Source organism: Bacillus sp. 165 (genome assembly GCF_017742235.1).
Classification (GTDB): Bacteria; Bacillota; Bacilli; order Bacillales; family Bacillaceae_G; genus JAGHKQ01.
The window spans coordinates 16,366-34,606 of record NZ_JAGHKQ010000002.1; the positions used below are offsets into that span (position 1 = coordinate 16,366).

General features: G+C 39.4%; 17 protein-coding genes. All 17 read left to right on the forward strand.

Annotated features, from left to right (window positions below; translation table 11 throughout):
* Positions 1-16 precede the first annotated feature (16 nt).
* The 17 genes from infB (at position 17) to J7Q84_RS04080 (ending at position 18,138) form a co-directional block, all read left to right on the forward strand.
* Positions 17-2,152, forward strand: a complete 2,136-nt coding sequence (infB, locus tag J7Q84_RS04000; protein WP_209093148.1) for a translation initiation factor IF-2 — start codon at positions 17-19, stop codon at positions 2,150-2,152.
* A complete protein-coding gene (locus tag J7Q84_RS04005) occupies positions 2,149-2,430 on the forward strand; it encodes a DUF503 domain-containing protein (protein WP_209093149.1) in 282 nt (93 codons plus the stop codon). Before infB ends, J7Q84_RS04005 begins: the two co-directional genes overlap by 4 nt.
* 15 nt (positions 2,431-2,445) lie before the next feature.
* Positions 2,446-2,802 carry a 30S ribosome-binding factor RbfA gene (gene rbfA, locus J7Q84_RS04010; RefSeq protein WP_209093150.1) on the forward strand — a complete coding sequence of 119 codons (357 nt, stop codon included), beginning with the start codon at positions 2,446-2,448 and terminating at the stop codon, positions 2,800-2,802.
* Positions 2,803-2,885: 83 nt separating this feature from the next.
* Entirely contained in the window at positions 2,886-3,806 is a 921-nt protein-coding gene (gene truB / locus J7Q84_RS04015) for a tRNA pseudouridine(55) synthase TruB (protein ID WP_209093152.1), read from the forward strand.
* A 47-nt stretch (positions 3,807-3,853) separates the two neighbouring features.
* Positions 3,854-4,825 (forward strand): bifunctional riboflavin kinase/FAD synthetase, encoded by a 972-nt coding sequence (gene ribF, locus J7Q84_RS04020; protein WP_209093153.1) that lies wholly within the window; start codon positions 3,854-3,856, stop codon positions 4,823-4,825.
* 98 nt (positions 4,826-4,923) lie between these two features.
* Positions 4,924-5,193 (forward strand): 30S ribosomal protein S15, encoded by a 270-nt coding sequence (gene rpsO, locus J7Q84_RS04025; RefSeq protein ID WP_209093155.1) that lies wholly within the window; start codon positions 4,924-4,926, stop codon positions 5,191-5,193.
* A gap of 152 nt (positions 5,194-5,345) precedes the next feature.
* A complete protein-coding gene (gene pnp, locus J7Q84_RS04030; RefSeq protein WP_209093157.1) occupies positions 5,346-7,466 on the forward strand; it encodes a polyribonucleotide nucleotidyltransferase in 2,121 nt (706 codons plus the stop codon).
* A 405-nt stretch (positions 7,467-7,871) separates the two neighbouring features.
* On the forward strand, positions 7,872-8,828 hold the full coding sequence (locus tag J7Q84_RS04035; protein ID WP_209093160.1) for a polysaccharide deacetylase family protein: 957 nt from the start codon (positions 7,872-7,874) through the stop codon (positions 8,826-8,828).
* A gap of 105 nt (positions 8,829-8,933) precedes the next feature.
* Positions 8,934-10,172, forward strand: coding sequence for a M16 family metallopeptidase (locus J7Q84_RS04040; protein WP_209093161.1), 1,239 nt, complete (start codon positions 8,934-8,936; stop codon positions 10,170-10,172).
* 80 nt (positions 10,173-10,252) lie between these two features.
* Positions 10,253-10,489 (forward strand): YlmC/YmxH family sporulation protein, encoded by a 237-nt coding sequence (locus J7Q84_RS04045; protein WP_209093162.1) that lies wholly within the window; start codon positions 10,253-10,255, stop codon positions 10,487-10,489.
* Positions 10,490-10,839: 350 nt separating this feature from the next.
* Positions 10,840-11,742: a dipicolinic acid synthetase subunit A gene (gene dpaA / locus J7Q84_RS04050; protein ID WP_209093163.1), complete on the forward strand. Its 903-nt coding sequence runs from the start codon at positions 10,840-10,842 to the stop codon at positions 11,740-11,742.
* Positions 11,739-12,344: a dipicolinate synthase subunit B gene (locus J7Q84_RS04055; protein WP_209093164.1), complete on the forward strand. Its 606-nt coding sequence runs from the start codon at positions 11,739-11,741 to the stop codon at positions 12,342-12,344. The genes dpaA and J7Q84_RS04055 overlap by 4 nt, the downstream gene beginning before the upstream one ends.
* Positions 12,345-12,480: 136 nt before the next feature.
* A complete protein-coding gene (asd, locus tag J7Q84_RS04060; RefSeq protein ID WP_209093165.1) occupies positions 12,481-13,527 on the forward strand; it encodes an aspartate-semialdehyde dehydrogenase in 1,047 nt (348 codons plus the stop codon).
* A 20-nt stretch (positions 13,528-13,547) separates the two neighbouring features.
* Positions 13,548-14,792 (forward strand): aspartate kinase, encoded by a 1,245-nt coding sequence (dapG, locus tag J7Q84_RS04065; RefSeq protein WP_209093166.1) that lies wholly within the window; start codon positions 13,548-13,550, stop codon positions 14,790-14,792.
* A 4-nt stretch (positions 14,793-14,796) separates the two neighbouring features.
* Positions 14,797-15,675, forward strand: coding sequence for a 4-hydroxy-tetrahydrodipicolinate synthase (gene dapA / locus J7Q84_RS04070; RefSeq protein ID WP_209093167.1), 879 nt, complete (start codon positions 14,797-14,799; stop codon positions 15,673-15,675).
* A 275-nt stretch (positions 15,676-15,950) separates the two neighbouring features.
* Positions 15,951-16,202, forward strand: coding sequence for a hypothetical protein (locus J7Q84_RS04075; RefSeq protein WP_209093168.1), 252 nt, complete (start codon positions 15,951-15,953; stop codon positions 16,200-16,202).
* Positions 16,195-18,138, forward strand: a complete 1,944-nt coding sequence (locus tag J7Q84_RS04080; RefSeq protein ID WP_209093169.1) for an insertion element protein — start codon at positions 16,195-16,197, stop codon at positions 18,136-18,138. Before J7Q84_RS04075 ends, J7Q84_RS04080 begins: the two co-directional genes overlap by 8 nt.
* Positions 18,139-18,241 lie beyond the last annotated feature (103 nt).

Sequence of the window (18,241 nt, forward strand, 5' to 3'; positions counted from 1 at the left end):
TATCGGGGGTGAACGTATGAGTAAGATTCGAGTATATGAATATGCTAAGACAAATAATATATCAAGCAAAGAAGTGATTACAAAGTTGAAAGAAATGAATATTGAGGTTGCAAACCATATGGCTATGTTAGATGATGATGTAATTGGAAAATTGGACAACAAATTAAACCCGTCTGCAGAAGCAGCGGAATCAAGTAAGGCCCAGCCTGAAAAACGTTCTATTGTAGAACAATTTGATGAAGAGGCAGATGCTGCACAGGAAGTGGCTCGTGGAAAGAAAAACAGCAATAAAAAGAAAAAGAAAGATAAAAAGCAGGGACAAGATAATCCTCGTCAAGAACGCTTTGCTCCAGGAAATAAAATGGGACAAAGACAAGGAAAAGCGGGTTCATCTGATCTTCCTGATAAAATTATTTTCAGTGGCTCTTTAACAGTAGGAGAATTAGGGAAAAAGCTTGGTAAGGAACCTTCTGAAATCATTAAAAAATTATTCTTGCTTGGTATTATGGCAACTATTAACCAAGATCTAGATAAAGATACAATTGAATTGATTGCTGGCGAATACGGAATCGAAGTAGAAGAAGAAATTGTAATTGATGAAACTGAATTTGAAACTTTCATTGATGAAGAGGATGCCGAAGCAAACTTAATTGAGCGTCCAGCAGTAGTAACAATAATGGGACACGTTGACCATGGAAAAACTACATTACTGGATTCTATCCGTAATTCTAAAGTAACAGAAGGCGAAGCTGGTGGAATTACCCAGCATATCGGGGCGTATCAGGTAGAAATCAACGATAAGAAAATTACGTTCTTAGATACTCCTGGACATGCTGCATTTACAACAATGCGTGCACGTGGAGCGCAAGTAACGGATATTACTATTCTTGTAGTAGCTGCTGATGATGGTGTAATGCCGCAAACGATTGAGGCAATTAACCATGCTAAAGCTGCTGAAGTACCGATTATCATTGCTGTGAATAAAATGGATAAGCCTGCTGCAAATCCGGACCGTGTTATGCAAGAGTTAACAGAGTTTGGTCTTATTCCTGAGGCTTGGGGCGGCGACACAATTTTTGTTCCACTTTCTGCTTTGACAGGAGACGGAATTGATACGTTGCTAGAAATGATTCTGCTAGTGAGTGAAGTGGAGGAATTTAAAGCAAACCCTAACCGTTTAGCGACAGGTACTGTTATTGAAGCACAATTGGATAAAGGAAAAGGGTCTATAGCAACATTATTAGTACAAAACGGTACTCTTCATGTAGGAGACCCAATAGTAGTAGGATCAACGTACGGCCGTGTTCGTGCAATGGTCAATGATATCGGACGCCGTGTGAAAGAAGCAGGTCCATCTACGCCGGTTGAAATTACAGGCTTAAACGAGGTGCCAAATGCGGGAGATCGCTTTATGGTATTCTCTGATGAAAAGAAAGCTCGTCAAGTGGGCGAAGCACGTGCGCAAAAATCAGTGGTTGCGCAGCGCAGCGATAAAGCAAAACTTAGTCTGGAAGATTTATTTGAGCAAATTAAGCAAGGCGAGGTAAAAGAAATCAACATCATCGTCAAAGCAGACGTACAAGGGTCTGTAGAGGCTATGGCGGGTTCCTTGCAAAAAATTGAAGTAGAAGGCGTAAAAGTTAAGATTATTCATACAGGCGTTGGAGCAATAACGGAATATGATATTATGTTAGCATCTGCTTCAAATGCAATTGTAATTGGTTTTAACGTTCGTCCAGATGTGAATGCGAAGCGTACGGCTGAAACTGAGAACGTTGATATCCGTCTGCACCGTATTATATATAAAGCTATTGAAGAAATTGAAGCGGCGATGCAAGGTATGCTAGATCCAGAATTTGAAGAAAAAGTAATCGGCCAAGCTGAAGTTCGTCAAACCTTCAAGGTTTCTAAAGTGGGTACTATTGCCGGATGTTATGTAATAGACGGAAAAATTACTCGGGACAGCGGCGTACGTTTAATTCGCAACGGTATTGTTGTGTTTGAAGGTAACCTTGATACGTTAAAACGCTTTAAAGATGACGTAAAAGAGGTAGCACAAGGTTATGAGTGCGGAATTACAATTGAGAGATATAACGACCTTAAAGAAGGCGATGTTATTGAAGCATTTGTTATGGAAGAAATTAAAAGATGATCATAGCCGCCCTTCAATGTGAGTGCATAATTTATGATGCGCATTCTTTAAAGGAGAAGCGGGCGGTATTACAGCGCATTATAACGCGTCTAAAGCAGCGTTATAATGTGTCTGTTTCTGAAATTGATTATCAAGACGTTTGGCAACGGACAAAGTTGGCCATCGTTTCTGTTTCGTCTAATCGAGTTTCTACTGAAAAAGAAATTCAGCGTGCAGTGGATATGATTGATTCCTTTCCAGAAATTGAACGCACGATTACGACGGTAGAATGGTATTAGGAACGAGGTGATAGTATGAAGTTACGTGCAAGCCGTGTGGGAGAACAAATGAAAAAAGAACTTGGCGATATTATTGGCCGAAAAATCAAAGACCCGCGTATAGGATTTGTAACAGTAACCGATGTACAAGTAAGCGGAGATTTACAGCAAGCAAAGGTGTTCATTTCCGTGTTAGGCGATGAAGAACAAAGACAAAATACGCTGAAAGGTTTAGCTAAAGCAAAAGGCTTTATTCGTGCGGAAATTGGTCAGCGTATTCGTTTACGAAAAACACCGGAGATTCAATTTGAATTTGACGAATCTATCGATTATGGAAATCGAATCGAGACATTACTCCATCAGTTAAACAGCGAATCTCAGCAGGAAGAATAGCGGATAGACAGTATTGTCTATCCTTTTCTGCGTTTACATATCTGCAAATTGGCACAGGATAAACATAAAATATGAGGTGAAGCATGGAAGGAGTATTATTATTAAATAAACCAAAAGGAATGACTTCCCACGATTGCGTGTTTAAAGTGAGGAAGTTATTAAAAGAGAAAAGAGTCGGGCATACTGGGACACTCGATCCTGATGTGACAGGCGTTCTTCCAATCTGTATCGGAAGGGCTACAAAAATTGTGCAATTTTTAACAAGTGAAACCAAGGCTTATGAAGGTGAAGTAACCATTGGCTATTCTACAACGACAGAGGATGCTTCTGGTGAAGTAGTGGAGGAAAGAGAAGTCAATCGTCCTATTTTTAAGAAGGAAGTAGAGGAAGTATTGAAAAGCTTAACCGGAATGATTGAGCAAATACCTCCTATGTATTCTGCTGTAAAAGTTAATGGCAAAAAACTATATGAGTATGCTCGGCAAGGAATACAGGTAGAACGTCCTGTTCGTACTGTTACGATACACAAATTTGAACTCCTTACAAGTGAAGATTCCTTTATGGGACCAACTGTATCATTTCGATTTCGTGTTTATTGCAGCAAAGGTACATATGTGAGAACACTTGCAGTTATGATAGGAGAAAAATTAGGGTTTCCAGCCCATATGTCTGATTTGAAACGTATTGCTTCAGGGCACTTTAACTTGGAGGACTGTATCACCCTCCAAGAAATTGAGGAACGCACGGAACAAGGGACAATGGATGAGGTTTTATTGAGCATTGAAGAAGCTTTGCAAGACTTTCCAAAAATTATTGTTGATGCAGAGGGAGCAGAAAAAGTGAAAAATGGGGGGTTTTTACCTCATGATCATGAAAAGGGAGCCTATTTTACTGTATTTGATGCAGCCGGGAATTGCCTTGCAATCTATGAAGGGCATCCTAAACATGCAAAACTGCTCAAGCCAACAAAAGTTCTTGTGAATAATCAAGAGTTAAAGATATAATGAACAATTAGAAGGATAATTGTGTACAGGAAAAGGTGAAGTTGAGCGTGAAACTTATTCAATTGACACATCCGCATCAGTTGCATAAAGAGGATATAGAGCCAACTGTTATGGCGTTGGGGTATTTTGACGGAATTCATCTAGGGCATCAAAAAGTCATTCGAACTGCCAAAAGAATAGCTGAGGAATACGGCTATAAAAGCGCAGTTATGACATTTCATCCGCATCCATCAGTTGTTTTGAGGAAAAAGGATGCACATGTAGAGTATATAACACCGCTTTCCGTTAAGGAAACAATCATTGCCGAATTAAACATCGACACATTGTATATTGTAAAATTTGATGAATCATTTGCAGGATTACTTCCGCAGCAGTTTGTTGACGATTATATTATTGGATTAAATGTCAAGCATGTTGTCGCTGGTTTTGATTATTCATATGGCCGGCTAGGTAAAGGAACGATGGAAACATTGCCATTTCATTCTAGAGGGGAGTTTACTCAAAGCGTGATTGAAAAAGTAGAGTACCAAGAAGAGAAAGTGAGTTCCACACTTCTAAGAAAATTAATCCGTGAAGGAGACATGGAAGCGATTCCTTCTATATTGGGTAGACCCTATACAATTACAGGTACGGTAGTGCATGGAGATAAAAGAGGGCGGCAAATTGGATTTCCTACAGCTAATATAGCGTTAAACGAAGAGTTTATTTTACCTCCTGTCGGAGTATATGCCGTACGTATGAAAGTACAGGATATGTGGCATGATGGTGTTTGTAATGTTGGTTTTAAGCCGACATTTAATAAAGAGGCAAAAGAATTATCCATAGAAGTGCATTTGTTTCAGTTTGAAGGAGACATATACGACGAAAAAGTAGAAGTAGAATGGTATATGCGCATTCGAGAAGAAAAAAAGTTCAATGGAGTGGCAGAGCTAGTTGCACAAATTGGGCAGGATAAACAAAAAGCGGAGCAATATTTTCAAAAACAAGAGAACTTGCTTGCTTTTTCCGAAGAAAAGTAGTATTCTTATAAACGTACTTTATTAGAACCATTGCTTGGCATATCGATTCACCAACGTTATGCTAGGTATCTGGGGATTATTATAAGGAGGTGAATAGGATGGCCCTAACTCAAGAACGTAAAAATGAAATCATCGCTTCTTTTAGAACTCACGAAACTGACACTGGTTCTCCAGAAGTTCAAATCGCTGTCCTAACTGAGCAAATTAACACTTTAAATGAGCATTTACGTACTCACAAGAAAGATCATCATTCACGCCGCGGTCTTTTGAAGATGGTTGGTAAGCGTCGTAACTTACTTACTTACCTTCGTAACAAAGACGTTACACGCTACCGTGAATTAATCAACAAGCTTGGATTACGTCGATAGTCAGAAAAAGCGGGAGGATTCCCGCTTTTTTGTTAGGAAAAAATACTTAGTTCTTGATATGAATGATTTATTTAGGCAATAATAGTGAAGAAATAGGACTACAAATATATAAGTACATATAAAATCAATGTATGAGAGGGGTACTTTTGCAGATGACTCAAGAAAAACAAGTCTTCTCCATGCCGTTTGCAGGCCGCGAGCTTTCTATTGAAGTAGGACAGCTGGCAAAACAAGCAAATGGCGCTGCTTTAGTTCGTTATGGCGATACTGCAGTATTATCAACAGCAACGGCATCTAAAGAGGCAAAAAAAGTAGGGTTTTTTCCATTAACAGTGAATTATGAGGAGCGTTTGTACGCAGTAGGCAAAATTCCTGGAGGATTTATTAAACGTGAAGGGCGACCAAGCGAAAAAGCAATTTTGGCAAGCCGTTTGATTGACCGTCCGATTCGTCCGCTGTTTGCTGAAGGATTTCGTAATGAAGTTCAAGTAGTAAGCGTAGTTATGAGTGTAGACCAAGACTGTTCTTCAGAGATTGCAGCAATGTTTGGTTCTTCCTTGGCTCTGACAATTTCTGATATCCCGTTTGAAGGTCCGATTGCTGGAGTAGTTGTTGGCCGTGTAGATGGCGAGTTTTTGATTAATCCGACTGTAGAACAAGCAGAAGCAAGTGATATTCACTTAGTTGTAGCAGGTACAAAGGATGCCATCAATATGGTAGAAGCAGGGGCAGACGAGGTACCGGAAGAAGTGATGCTAGAAGCAATCATGTTCGGACATGAAGAAATCAAACGTCTGATTGCTTTCCAAGAGAAAATTGCGGAAGCGGTAGGAAAAGCAAAAACGGAAATTCAGTTGTACGAAGTAGATGCAGACCTTGAGCAAAAAGTGCGTGAAATGGCTGAATCCGATATGATAGCGGCGATTCAAGTACACGAAAAGCATGCTCGTGAAGAAGCAATTAGCATTGTAAAAAAACGTGTTCTTGGATTACTTGAAGAACAAGAAGCGAATGAGGATACCCTAGGGCAAGCAAGTGAGATTTTAAGCAAAATTGTAAAACAAGAAGTGCGCCGTCTAATTACGGTAGAAAAGATTCGTCCAGACGGAAGAAAGCAAGATGAGATTCGTCCACTTTTCTCTGAGGTAGGGTTACTTGCGCGTACGCATGGTTCTGGTCTCTTTACTCGTGGACAAACTCAAGCGCTAAGTATTTGTACTTTAGGGGCGCTAGGAGATGTTCAAATTTTGGACGGTCTCGGAATAGAAGAGTCCAAGCGTTTTATGCATCATTATAACTTCCCTTCTTTCAGTGTTGGAGAGACTGGTCCAATGAGAGGACCAGGACGTCGTGAAATTGGACATGGTGCACTAGGAGAGCGTGCATTAGAGCCGATTATCCCTTCTGAAAAAGATTTTCCTTACACAGTTCGTCTTGTATCAGAAGTGTTAGAGTCTAACGGTTCTACTTCACAAGCAAGTATTTGTGCAAGTACGCTGGCTATGATGGATGCAGGAGTACCGATTAAAGCACCGGTAGCTGGTATTGCCATGGGACTTGTGAAAGCAGGAGAGCATTATACAATCTTAACGGATATTCAAGGCATGGAAGATCATTTAGGTGATATGGACTTTAAGGTAGCTGGCACATCTAAAGGGGTTACTGCGCTCCAAATGGATATTAAAATTGAAGGGTTATCCCGTGAAATTTTAGAAGAAGCTTTGCAGCAGGCGAAAAAAGGACGTATACAAATTTTAGAGCATATGATGTCTGTGATTTCCGAACCACGCAGTGAATTATCACAATATGCGCCGAAAATTTTAACAATGACTATTAATCCAGATAAAATACGTGACGTAATTGGACCGAGCGGTAAACAGATTAATAAAATTATTGAAGAAACTGGCGTTAAAATTGATATCGAACAAGATGGCACGGTTTTTATTTCGTCAGTTGATGAAGAAATGAACCAAAAAGCGAAAAAAATTATTGAAGATATCGTCCGCGAAGTAGAGGTAGGACAGCTGTATCTTGGTAAAGTTAAGCGTATTGAGAAATTCGGTGCTTTTGTTGAGCTATTCAGTGGTAAGGATGGACTCGTACACATTTCCGAGCTAGCGGAAGAACGCGTTGGAAAAGTAGAGGATGTTGTTGCTATTGGAGATGAGATTTTGGTTAAGGTAGTAGAGATAGATAAGCAAGGCCGCGTCAATTTGTCTCGTAAAGCCGTAATCAAGGAGCAAAAAGAGAAAGAACAACAACAACAGCAATAAAAAAAGTCAGGGAATCATGCCCTGGCTTTTTTATTTGGATAAAATATGACAATACTTGAGGAAAACATCTGTCATGCAAACAGTATACTCATCCTTTAGAAGGATGTACGTACAGAAGCAACTAAGAGAACAGCTAAAAATACCCAATTTTTCAAAGGGGAACATCGTGCTTCTAAAGGTAGGGAGAATGTTCTTATTTTGAATAATACGTGAGATAAGAAGGGATAAATTTACATGCTTCGGAAAAGATTAACATAGAGAGGGGACGTTGATTGCTGCTAAAACTTGCTATGTCGCTTTAAAAATGTTCTTAGCATGGTGATCATTTTTTTCTTTTTTGGAAAAATGCTTTTCGTTCTACTCCAAACAGTTTGTACATAATGTGTTACGAGGAGGTAGGAGAGGATGAAACAATTAGGTAAATTGACATTTCTTGCGGTTATCGCTTTGTTTGCCTATATCTTGGTAGAAAATACGTATATTACTCATTACTTACAGCAAATAAAAGCAGATGCCCTTAGTGCTTCGAAAACGCAGGATGTATTATATGAGGAGATTAGGCAGAAGTCAAAAGCATACTATATCCCGCCTCAAGATGCTGTTATCGATAAAATATGGAAAGCTATGCCAGGATACAACGGCTTAGAGGTAGATATAAAGGCTTCTTATGATAAAATGCAAAAAGAAGGAGTATTTAACGAAAAAAAATTAGTCATCAAGGAGATAAGTCCTAAAGTTCATTTGGGGGATTTGCCGCCTGCTCCTGTGTATCGCGGGCATCCAGATAAAAAAATGGTAGCCTTCACGATTAATGTAGCGTGGGGGAATGAATATATACCTAGTATGTTAGAAATATTAAAAAAACATGGTGTAACAGCTACTTTTTTCTTAGAAGGACGATGGGCAAAGGAGAATCCAACACTAGCAAAAATGATTGCAGATGCGAAGCAAGAAGTTGGAAACCACTCCTATACACATCCTGACATGAAGACATTATCAACGAGCGCTATACAAGAACAGCTTGTCAAAACCAATGAAGTAATAGAAGCTACAACTGATCAAAAAGTTAAATGGTTTGCGCCGCCAAGTGGAAGCTATCGTGATGCGGTTGTGGACATTGCCTCTCAACTGGGAATGAGGACCATTATGTGGACTGTAGACACTATTGATTGGCAGCGGCCGGACCCTTCAGTACTTATCAATAGAGTTATGAGAAAGGTTCATCCAGGTGCTATCGTATTAATGCATCCAACTTCGTCAACCGCAAAATCGTTGGATACACTCATAAAAAATTTAAAAAAACAGGGGTATGAAATTGGAGATGTGTCTACACTTTTAAATGAAAAGCGTATGGATCGATAGACTTTTGAATGACATACATTTGAAAAATTGGTATGATTAACAAATAGGATTGAACCATTTACAGAGAAACACATAAGAGCATATTACATAATAGGAGGTTTGCACTTGATAAATAGATATACTTGTAAAAATGGAGTACGAATTGTATTAGAAAAAATCCCCACTGTACGCTCTGTTGCAATTGGTGTATGGATTCATACTGGCTCTAGGAATGAAACGGAAAGAAACAATGGAATTTCTCACTTTTTAGAGCACATGCTTTTCAAAGGAACGACCACGCGCTCTGCTCGTGAAATCGCAGAGTCATTTGACAGCATAGGCGGTCAAGTGAATGCTTTTACATCCAAAGAATATACATGCTATTATGCTAAAGTACTGGATGAGCATGCAAAATATGGTCTCGATATTTTAGCTGATATGTTTTTTAATTCCACTTTTATAGAAGAAGAGCTTAATAAAGAGAAAAATGTAGTATATGAAGAAATTAAAATGTATGAGGATACGCCGGATGATATCGTACACGATTTATTAACAAAGGTGACCTATGAAAATCATCCACTGGGCTATCCGATTTTAGGTACAGAGCAAACTTTGGCTACGTTTACAGGTGACATACTGCGTCAATATGTAAAGGATCATTACACACCTGAGCAAGTAGTTGTTTCCATTGCGGGTAATGTAGATGAATCGTTTATTTCAACTGTAGAACAGTATTTTGGCAGCTATGAAGGAACAAGCATACAACAGGATATACATAAACCGGAATTTCATGCAAATTCGATAGCTAGAAAAAAAGAAATTGAACAAGCTCATCTTTGTTTAGGATATAAAGGGTTAGAAGTAGGGGATAAGGATGTATACAATCTGATTTTGTTAAATAACATTCTTGGGGGAAGCATGAGCAGCCGTTTATTCCAAGAGGTGCGCGAACAAAGAGGATTGGCATATTCCGTATTTTCTTATCATTCTTCCTACAAGGATACAGGTATGCTCACTATTTATGCCGGAACAGGGAACAATCAACTGGAGACCTTATATGAAACTGTTCAGCAAACAATAGAGCAGCTAAAGAACACCGGTATTACGCAAAAAGAGCTGGATAATAGCAAAGAACAGCTAAAAGGTAATTTAATGTTAAGTCTAGAAAGTACAAACAGTAGAATGAGCCGAAATGGTAAGAATGAATTACTTTTGCGTAAGCATCGTTCTCTTGATGAAATCATTGAAAGCATAAACAGTGTGACAAAAGAGAAAGTGGATGCATTGATTGGAAAGACGTTTACCAATGAATTTTCTGCTTCTCTTATCAGCCCTACCGGTGAATTACCGAAAGCACTTCAGTAGCCTGCGAGTTATAACTCGCAGGTCTTTTTTTTAACTAAGCTGAATAGGTACTAGTATATAGGACAAAAGAGGTGAGAGCATTGAGATTAAGTGAATTAAGCGGAAAAGAAATTGTAGATTTGCAGCGCGCGGAGCGTTTGGGGGTACTCGGACATGCGGATTTAGAGATTAACGAACAGGATGGTAAGGTGTTGGCATTAATCATTCCCACAGCTAAATGGAGCGGTTTAAAAAGAAACCAGCAGGATATTCGAATATCATGGGACCAGATTAAAAAGGTTGGGAAGGATATGATTATTTTTGATTTAGAAAGGTAAAAAAAGCTGAGCTGCGAGACACATATGTGTCTTGCAGCTCAGCTTTTTTAATCGGTACGAAAGGTTGCTATGAAATAACACGAGTCCCAAGCAGAAGACATGGATAGGTTTTTACATGTTCAGTTTGCCTGGATGCCATTACCGAACTGAGGAGGTAATCGGAGGGCATCATACAGTGCAATGAACCTGCTCTTTTTTTCAAGCGGTCAATCACGTTGTACTCGTACGATACATATGATGTGGAGGAAAACAAAGAGATAGGCGTTTATACACATACAATAATCATACTGTTCTGCCCCTTGCAGATTGGAGGGGTTACAAATATAGAAAAAAAGAAGGTGAAGTAGGATATGTTAACTGACATGCACATAGCTGTGATAGGGGGAGATGCCAGGCAGCTAGAGGTGATTCGAAAGTTAACAGAATTGGATGCAAAGCTTTCTCTGGTAGGGTTTGATCTATTAGACCATGGATTTACAGGGGCTTCCAAGGAGCAAATCGATGAGCTCGATTTTAATGGATTGGATGCAATCATCTTACCGGTAGCCGGCACCAATATGGAGGGGCAAGTAGACACAATATTTTCAAATGAAAAGGTAGTCCTCACACAAGAGCAAATCGAACGAACACCGAATCACTTTACAATTTATTCAGGAATCAGCAATGCCTATTTAGACACGTTAGCTTCCTCTACAAATCGCAAACTCGTAAAGCTGTTTGAACGAGATGATGTTGCTATTTATAATTCGATCCCAACAGTAGAAGGTACCATCATGATGGTGATACAGCATACAGACTATACCATTCACGGATCTTCTATTGCTGTACTCGGCTTTGGCAGAACAGGGATGAGCGTGGCAAGAGCATTTCAAGCTTTAGGTGCAAAAGTAAAAGTGGGAGCACGACGTTCTGAGCATTTGGCACGTATAACAGAAATGACATTTAGCCCGTTCCATTTAAGTGACTTAGAAAAAGAAATACAAGATGTGGATATTTGTATCAATACAATTCCTCATCCTGTGGTTACGGCAGCAGTAATTGCAAAAATGCCTGCACATACACTGATTATTGATCTGGCGTCAAAGCCTGGGGGGACCGATTTTCGCTATGCAGAAAAAAGAGGTGTGAAAGCATTTTTAGCACCGGGGCTTCCAGGAATTGTAGCACCGAAAACAGCGGGTAAGATTTTGGCAAATGTATTATCCGCATTATTGATAGAGGATTTAAAAGTAAGAAAGGAGAATACAAAATGAGTTTAAAGGGGAAACGAATCGGCTTCGCATTTACAGGCTCTCATTGTACGTATGAGGAAGTTATGCCGTATTTACAGCAGTTGGTAGACGAAGGAGCAGAAGTGCTTCCAGTAGTTTCTTATACATTACAAACAACTAACACACGTTTTGGAGAAGGCGTGGAATGGATTAAGAAAATTGAAGAGATTACGGGTCAAAAGGTCATTGATTCTATCGTAAAAGCTGAGCCACTTGGACCAAAAATTCCCGTTGATTGCATGGTAGTTGCACCGATGACAGGGAACTCCATGAGCAAGCTAGCAAACGCCATGACAGATTCTCCTGTCCTGATGGCTATAAAAGCAACTTTACGCAACTGCAGTCCTGTTGTTCTGGCAATTTCGACTAATGATGCACTCGGTCTCAATGGTGTCAATTTAATGCGGCTAATGGCAACAAAAAATATATATTTTGTACCATTTGGGCAAGATGCGCCTGAGAAAAAACCAAACTCTATGGTTGCTAGAATGGAGCTGCTGCGAGATACTATTGTAACAGCAATAGAAGGGAAACAGCTGCAGCCTGTCATTGTTGAAAAGTTTCGCTATATGAATGAAAAATAAACAAGAATTTTAGAAAAAATCCTCATGCTGTCATTCGAATATGGTAAAATTGTTCTAATAAAGATGGGGTGCTTGTATCTGCTCCATCTTTTTACGAGTACTATATAGAGAAATTGACCTAGAAAGGGGTATAGTGATGGAAAAGAAAACTTCTTTTCATGTCGCTGTAGTTGGAGCAACCGGTGCAGTTGGCGAACAAATGTTACAAACTTTAGAGAAACGCAATTTTCCGATAGCAAAGTTATCTTTACTATCGTCAAAACGATCTGCGGGTAAGAAAATAGAATTTAAAGGCGCGGAATTTGTAGTACAAGAAGCAACGCCTGAAAGTTTTGAAGGAGTAGATATTGCGTTGTTCAGCGCAGGGGGAGCTGTTTCAAAGCAATTGGCTCCTGAAGCTGTAAAACGTGGTGCAATTGTTGTAGATAATACGAGTGCGTTTCGTATGGACCCGAATGTACCACTTGTGGTGCCAGAGGTCAATGAAAAGGATTTATTAGCACATAACGGCATCATTGCCAATCCAAACTGTTCGACAATTCAAATGGTAGTGGCATTGGAACCATTGCGTCAACAGTATGGTTTGAATAAGGTTATTGTATCTACGTATCAAGCAGTATCAGGTGCAGGTGCATCCGCAATTGAAGAACTAAAAAGACAAGCGGCAGCATTCTTGAGCGGACAAGAAATGGATCCAAAAATCTTGCCGGTAGGCAGCTTAGATAAGCATTATCCAATCGCGTTCAATGCAATTCCACAAATCGACAAGTTTGAAGAAAACGGGTTCACGTTTGAAGAAATGAAAATGATTAATGAAACGAAAAAGATTATGCATCTGCCGGAGCTGGAAGTCGCTGCCACATGTGTTCGTTTGCCGGTTGTTGCCGGACATTCAGAGTCAGTATATGTGGAAGTGGAGAAATCCGGTGTAACTGCGGAGGAAATAAAGGCACTATTAGCTGAATCAGAAGGTGTTATACTTGAAGACAACCCTGCGGAACAGCATTATCCAATGCCGCTTTTCGCAGCAGGAAAAAATGAAGTATTTGTCGGCAGAATCCGTAAAGACTTAAATAATGACAACGGATTTCACATGTGGATTGTATCCGATAACTTATTAAAGGGTGCGGCATGGAACTCTGTTCAAATTGCAGAAAGATTAGTGAAACTAGGGTTAGTGTAGACTTCTAAAGAGGTGCTATCATGAAAATTATCGTTCAAAAATTTGGCGGAACATCCGTAAGAGATGACAACGGAAGAAAGCATGCGCTAAAGCATATATCAACAGCATTAGAAGATGGATACAAGGTTGTAGCAGTAGTTTCTGCTATGGGGAGAAAAGGAGAACCATACGCAACAGATACGCTGTTAAGCTTAGTGAATGATAAGAAGGCATTCATCTCTAAAAGGGAACAAGATATGCTATTATCGTGCGGAGAGCTGATTTCGTCTGTTGTCTTCTCTAACATGCTGAACGAACACGGCATTAAAGCAACAGCATTTACAGGTGCGCAGGCGGGTTTCATCACAAATGCAGACTTTACAAATGCGAAAATTATTGAAATGAAATGCGGACGTATATTGCAAACGTTGAAGGACCAAGATGTCGTGGTAGTGACAGGTTTTCAAGGACAAACAAAATCAGGTGACATTACCACTCTCGGAAGAGGGGGAAGCGATACATCGGCATCAGCGTTGGGCGTAGCATTGAATGCAGAGTACATCGATATTTTTACAGATGTAGAAGGTGTGATGACAGCAGATCCGCGTATTGTAAAAGATGCCAGACCTTTGAATGTTGTTACGTATAATGAAATTTGTAATATGGCTTATCAAGGTGCAAAGGTCATTCATCCAAGAGCAGTGGAAATTGCTATGCATGCTAAAGTTCCTATCCGAGTACGTTCTACGTATTCAGATAGCCTTGGTACATTAGTAACTGCTTATGATGGAGCCAGCAAAGGGCGAGATGTACAGGAACGTCTTGTGACAGGGATTGCCCATGTATCGAATGTTACACAAATTAAAGTGCTGGCAAAAGATGCACCGTATGATTTACAAGCACAAGTCTTTAAGCAGATGGCTCAAGAGAGGATTAGCGTAGACTTTATCAATATTTCTCCTACAGGAGTGGCTTATACCGTAGGTGATGATGTAGCAGACCGTGCTATTGAAGTATTGCGCAGTATTAACTATGAGCCGGTTGTAACAAAGCATTGTGCAAAAGTTTCTATTGTAGGTGCCGGTATTACAGGAGTTCCGGGTGTGACAGCTAAAATTGTTACTGCCCTGTCTGAAAAAGGTATACAAATTTTACAATCCGCTGACAGTTACACAACCATATGGGTGCTTGTAAAAGAGGAGGATATGGTGGAAGCTGTTAATGCGCTTCATAAGGCCTTTCAGTTATCGGGAGAAGTTGAGAAGCGTTTGGAATATAAGGAGTGAAAACATGATTGATTTTGGTACAATTGCAACTGCGATGGTAACCCCTTTTGACTATAAAGGGAATATCGATTTTGCAAAAACGACACAGCTTGTAGATTATTTAATTAATAACGGAACGACTTCTCTTGTGGTAGCAGGTACAACAGGGGAATCTCCTACGTTAACAACAGAAGAAAAACTGGCGTTGTTCCGTCATGTCGTGTCTGTTGCGGCTGGAAGAGTACCGGTTATTGCAGGAACAGGAAGTAATAACACGCATGCTTCAATCGAATTAACAAAAAAAGCTCAAGAAGCCGGCGTAGATGCTGTCATGCTTGTAGCACCTTATTACAATAAACCGAATCAAGAAGGGTTGTACCAGCATTTTAAAGCAATTGCTGAGAGTACGACGCTACCGGTCATGCTCTATAATGTACCTGGCCGCACTGTAGCAAATATATCAGTAGATACGGTAGTTCGTTTAGCTGAAATACCGAATGTAATCGCTGTTAAAGAAGCAAGTGGGGATTTAATGGCAATGACAGAAATTATCGAGAGAACGAGCGATGATTTTGTATTATACAGCGGCGATGATGGATTAACGCTTCCAGCATTAGCTATTGGAGCCAAAGGAGTTGTCTCCGTTGCCTCTCATGTATTTGGAAATCAAATGCAAGAGATGGTTGCTGCATTCCAAAATGGAGAGATGCAGAAAGCGCAAATGCTTCATCAGCAATTAGTACAGGTAACTAAAGCCGTTTTCATGGCTCCTAGTCCAACTCCTGTAAAAACAGCATTACAGATGCTCGGGTTTGATGTTGGTTCAGTACGTTTGCCGTTAGTTCCACTAACGGAGACAGAGCGTCAAGAACTACAGCGAGCTCTTCAAATTGTTCAAAAATAAAAGAGATGATGGGTTCCCCCTAACGAGTTCGGTTATTGGGGAGAAAACATTAATTAGCAATCTAATTGGGGACACAATTCACATAGGAATTGGTGTCCCCTTTTTTGTTGTCATATCAATACTTTCCAGATTAAATACTCAAATTCACACATCAATTCGCAGATAAATTGGAAACACCACATAAATTTATGCGGTGTTGTTAAAACGAGTGCTAAAATGATTGCGAATTGGATATACTAATTGTATGACCAATTTTAGACAGGAGACTAATAAGGATGAAGTTCATTAAACCCAAAAATCAAAATGCAGAAAAGGTAGATTGGCTCATATCGGAACGGGCAAGAAATATCGTAAAAAGCTATGCAGAATACACAGAGCATAGCGAGAGTGAAGTCGTCAATTTATTTCTTCTCAACCTGTTGGATGATAAAGAATTCATCGCTTGGATTGAAAACAGGAGAAATAACAGAAGGATGGTTAAGCAGCTTGGAATTGAAGATTTAGTAGGTGACGAAAATATTGGCTAAATTAAAGCGATTGGCTACCAAAGAAGATTATATAATTGAGGTTCTATCCCCTCTTTCAATGAGTGAAATTGGGGATAGAACGAAAGATTATGATGTATTAACACCGAAGCAGTTTGGAACAAAGTATAAAGATTTACTGTTCACGCCTACTGAATTTACTTGGAATGGCAATACACATCAAATTCAATACAATCATTGTTCCAATCCATTTTGTAGGTATCACGGAATGCCTCAGACAAAATTTGCGACCAAAGGAAAGCCAACTCGCTATAAACTTTCAGGAGTATCTAACCATAAGTCTATCAAATGCAATCCAGACCCAACGAGAGTGAATGGTGAAGAAGTATTAGGTTGTTACACTTCTACTCTTTCCAATTGGTCTGTCGCACAAGAAATACAACGATTGGTACAAATCAATTCTGTACAGGACAAAGAAGAAGAATATGAATTTCATAAAGAGGGCTGTATTGCAGAAGAAATTACACCATTTAATGAACCTGATGGCTTTTACAAACAAGGAAAAAGCCGATTAGGAATGCAACGCTTCCAGTGTAAAGTTTGTAAAAAGAAAACAGCTCTTACGCCTAGAAGAGATGACTCTATAACTTACAATCAAAAACGAAGCGATATTCATCATCTTTTCGCTAAGTTGTTATTAAGTCGCACACCCGTTACGAGAACCTGTGAAATTTTAGAAATTGGCAGAGGAACGTACTATGATAAATTGGAGTTGCTTTATCGAAGGTGTTTAGAGTTCCTCGAACGACACGAAACCAAACCTCTTCAAAAATTAGAGTTTAAAGAAATGTGGCTTAATACTGATAAGATGACCTACTATCTAAACAATGTTCGTCAAAAAGGGATGGGTGGCAGCCTTTACGATGATGTGGAAGAAAATCAATTTCCTACCCACATTTTGGTGTCGGCAGATGTGTTATCAAGATATGTTTTTCGCAGTGATGTTGCCTATGATTGGGATATTACACTCGGAGATATTGCTCTCGATACGGTATTGCAAAAAGAAGACCATCTGAATGAATTTGCAAAAAAGTATGCCAGGTATCCGAAGTATTCTCACTACCCGATGCCACCTTCGGCTAACGATACCCAAAGTAAAACAGAGTATTATAAAGAATTGGCTCAGGTGGAACGAAGAATGAAATACACAGATGGATTACACGTCGGTTCAACTTACACGACAATTGCACATCTATGGCTCATTAAACGGCTCGTAAAAGCCCCTGAGTGGCGTTTTGTGACCGATGAAGACAATTCTCTTATGACATCCATCAACCGAGTATTCTCAAAAGAAATACGGCTATCTGATGCCCATCATTTCTTGTGTCAAACGGATAAAACGAAAACTAGAAAACAGGCTCGTGAGGAATTTATTCAAGCAAGAGTTGATTTAGTTAATTGGGGAACAATGCAAGGATTTGGAACAGGTTCTCTAAGAAAATTGGCATTTCTGCAATTACAAGAATTGTTTGAGCACCATCATTTCCACAAAGAAGTTTCCACATCATCAGGAACGCACCTAGAATATGCCGATAACCCTATCTTGCATCCTCTTGCTACGATTGATAGAGGGTTGCGTTCTGTTGATTGCACGACAAACCTTTCTTCGTTGGAACCGAAAGATGTGGCTGCTTTAATATTGAATATCAATGACAATGCAACCAATACCTTTATTCAACAAATTCGCAGAAGATTATCCATATTAGAAAGACCATTAACCACTGCCCGTGGTGATGGAAAAAGTTATATCTATTCCAATTTCAATCCAAAGTATGCTCAAATGGCTATCACAATCCTGCGAACTTATTACAACTTTTGTTTTGCCAATAAATCGAACGGAACAATGGAAACACCTGCACAACGATTGGGTATTACAAATAAAAAGTTCGATTTAAAAGATATTATTTATCTGAGGTAGTTCGCTTTAATACAAAGCGAACTTATTTTTTTAATAAGGAATTGGAAAATTTATGTTAAAATTATATCACAATATGCAAGTGTACAAAAATTAGGATAGAGGT

What these genes read in the sequence shown, in the direction of transcription:
- J7Q84_RS04055 (WP_209093164.1), top strand. Translation starts at nt 11,739, where the DNA reads ATGAGTTTAAAGGGGAAACGAATCGGCTTCGCATTTACAGGCTCTCAT.
- pnp (WP_209093157.1), top strand. Translation starts at nt 5,346, where the DNA reads ATGACTCAAGAAAAACAAGTCTTCTCCATGCCGTTTGCAGGCCGCGAG.
- truB (WP_209093152.1), top strand. Translation starts at nt 2,886, where the DNA reads ATGGAAGGAGTATTATTATTAAATAAACCAAAAGGAATGACTTCCCAC.
- rbfA (WP_209093150.1), top strand. Translation starts at nt 2,446, where the DNA reads ATGAAGTTACGTGCAAGCCGTGTGGGAGAACAAATGAAAAAAGAACTT.
- rpsO (WP_209093155.1), top strand. Translation starts at nt 4,924, where the DNA reads ATGGCCCTAACTCAAGAACGTAAAAATGAAATCATCGCTTCTTTTAGA.
- J7Q84_RS04005 (WP_209093149.1), top strand. Translation starts at nt 2,149, where the DNA reads ATGATCATAGCCGCCCTTCAATGTGAGTGCATAATTTATGATGCGCAT.
- dapA (WP_209093167.1), top strand. Translation starts at nt 14,797, where the DNA reads ATGATTGATTTTGGTACAATTGCAACTGCGATGGTAACCCCTTTTGAC.
- J7Q84_RS04075 (WP_209093168.1), top strand. Translation starts at nt 15,951, where the DNA reads ATGAAGTTCATTAAACCCAAAAATCAAAATGCAGAAAAGGTAGATTGG.
- infB (WP_209093148.1), top strand. Translation starts at nt 17, where the DNA reads ATGAGTAAGATTCGAGTATATGAATATGCTAAGACAAATAATATATCA.
- dapG (WP_209093166.1), top strand. Translation starts at nt 13,548, where the DNA reads ATGAAAATTATCGTTCAAAAATTTGGCGGAACATCCGTAAGAGATGAC.
- dpaA (WP_209093163.1), top strand. Translation starts at nt 10,840, where the DNA reads ATGTTAACTGACATGCACATAGCTGTGATAGGGGGAGATGCCAGGCAG.
- asd (WP_209093165.1), top strand. Translation starts at nt 12,481, where the DNA reads ATGGAAAAGAAAACTTCTTTTCATGTCGCTGTAGTTGGAGCAACCGGT.
- J7Q84_RS04035 (WP_209093160.1), top strand. Translation starts at nt 7,872, where the DNA reads ATGAAACAATTAGGTAAATTGACATTTCTTGCGGTTATCGCTTTGTTT.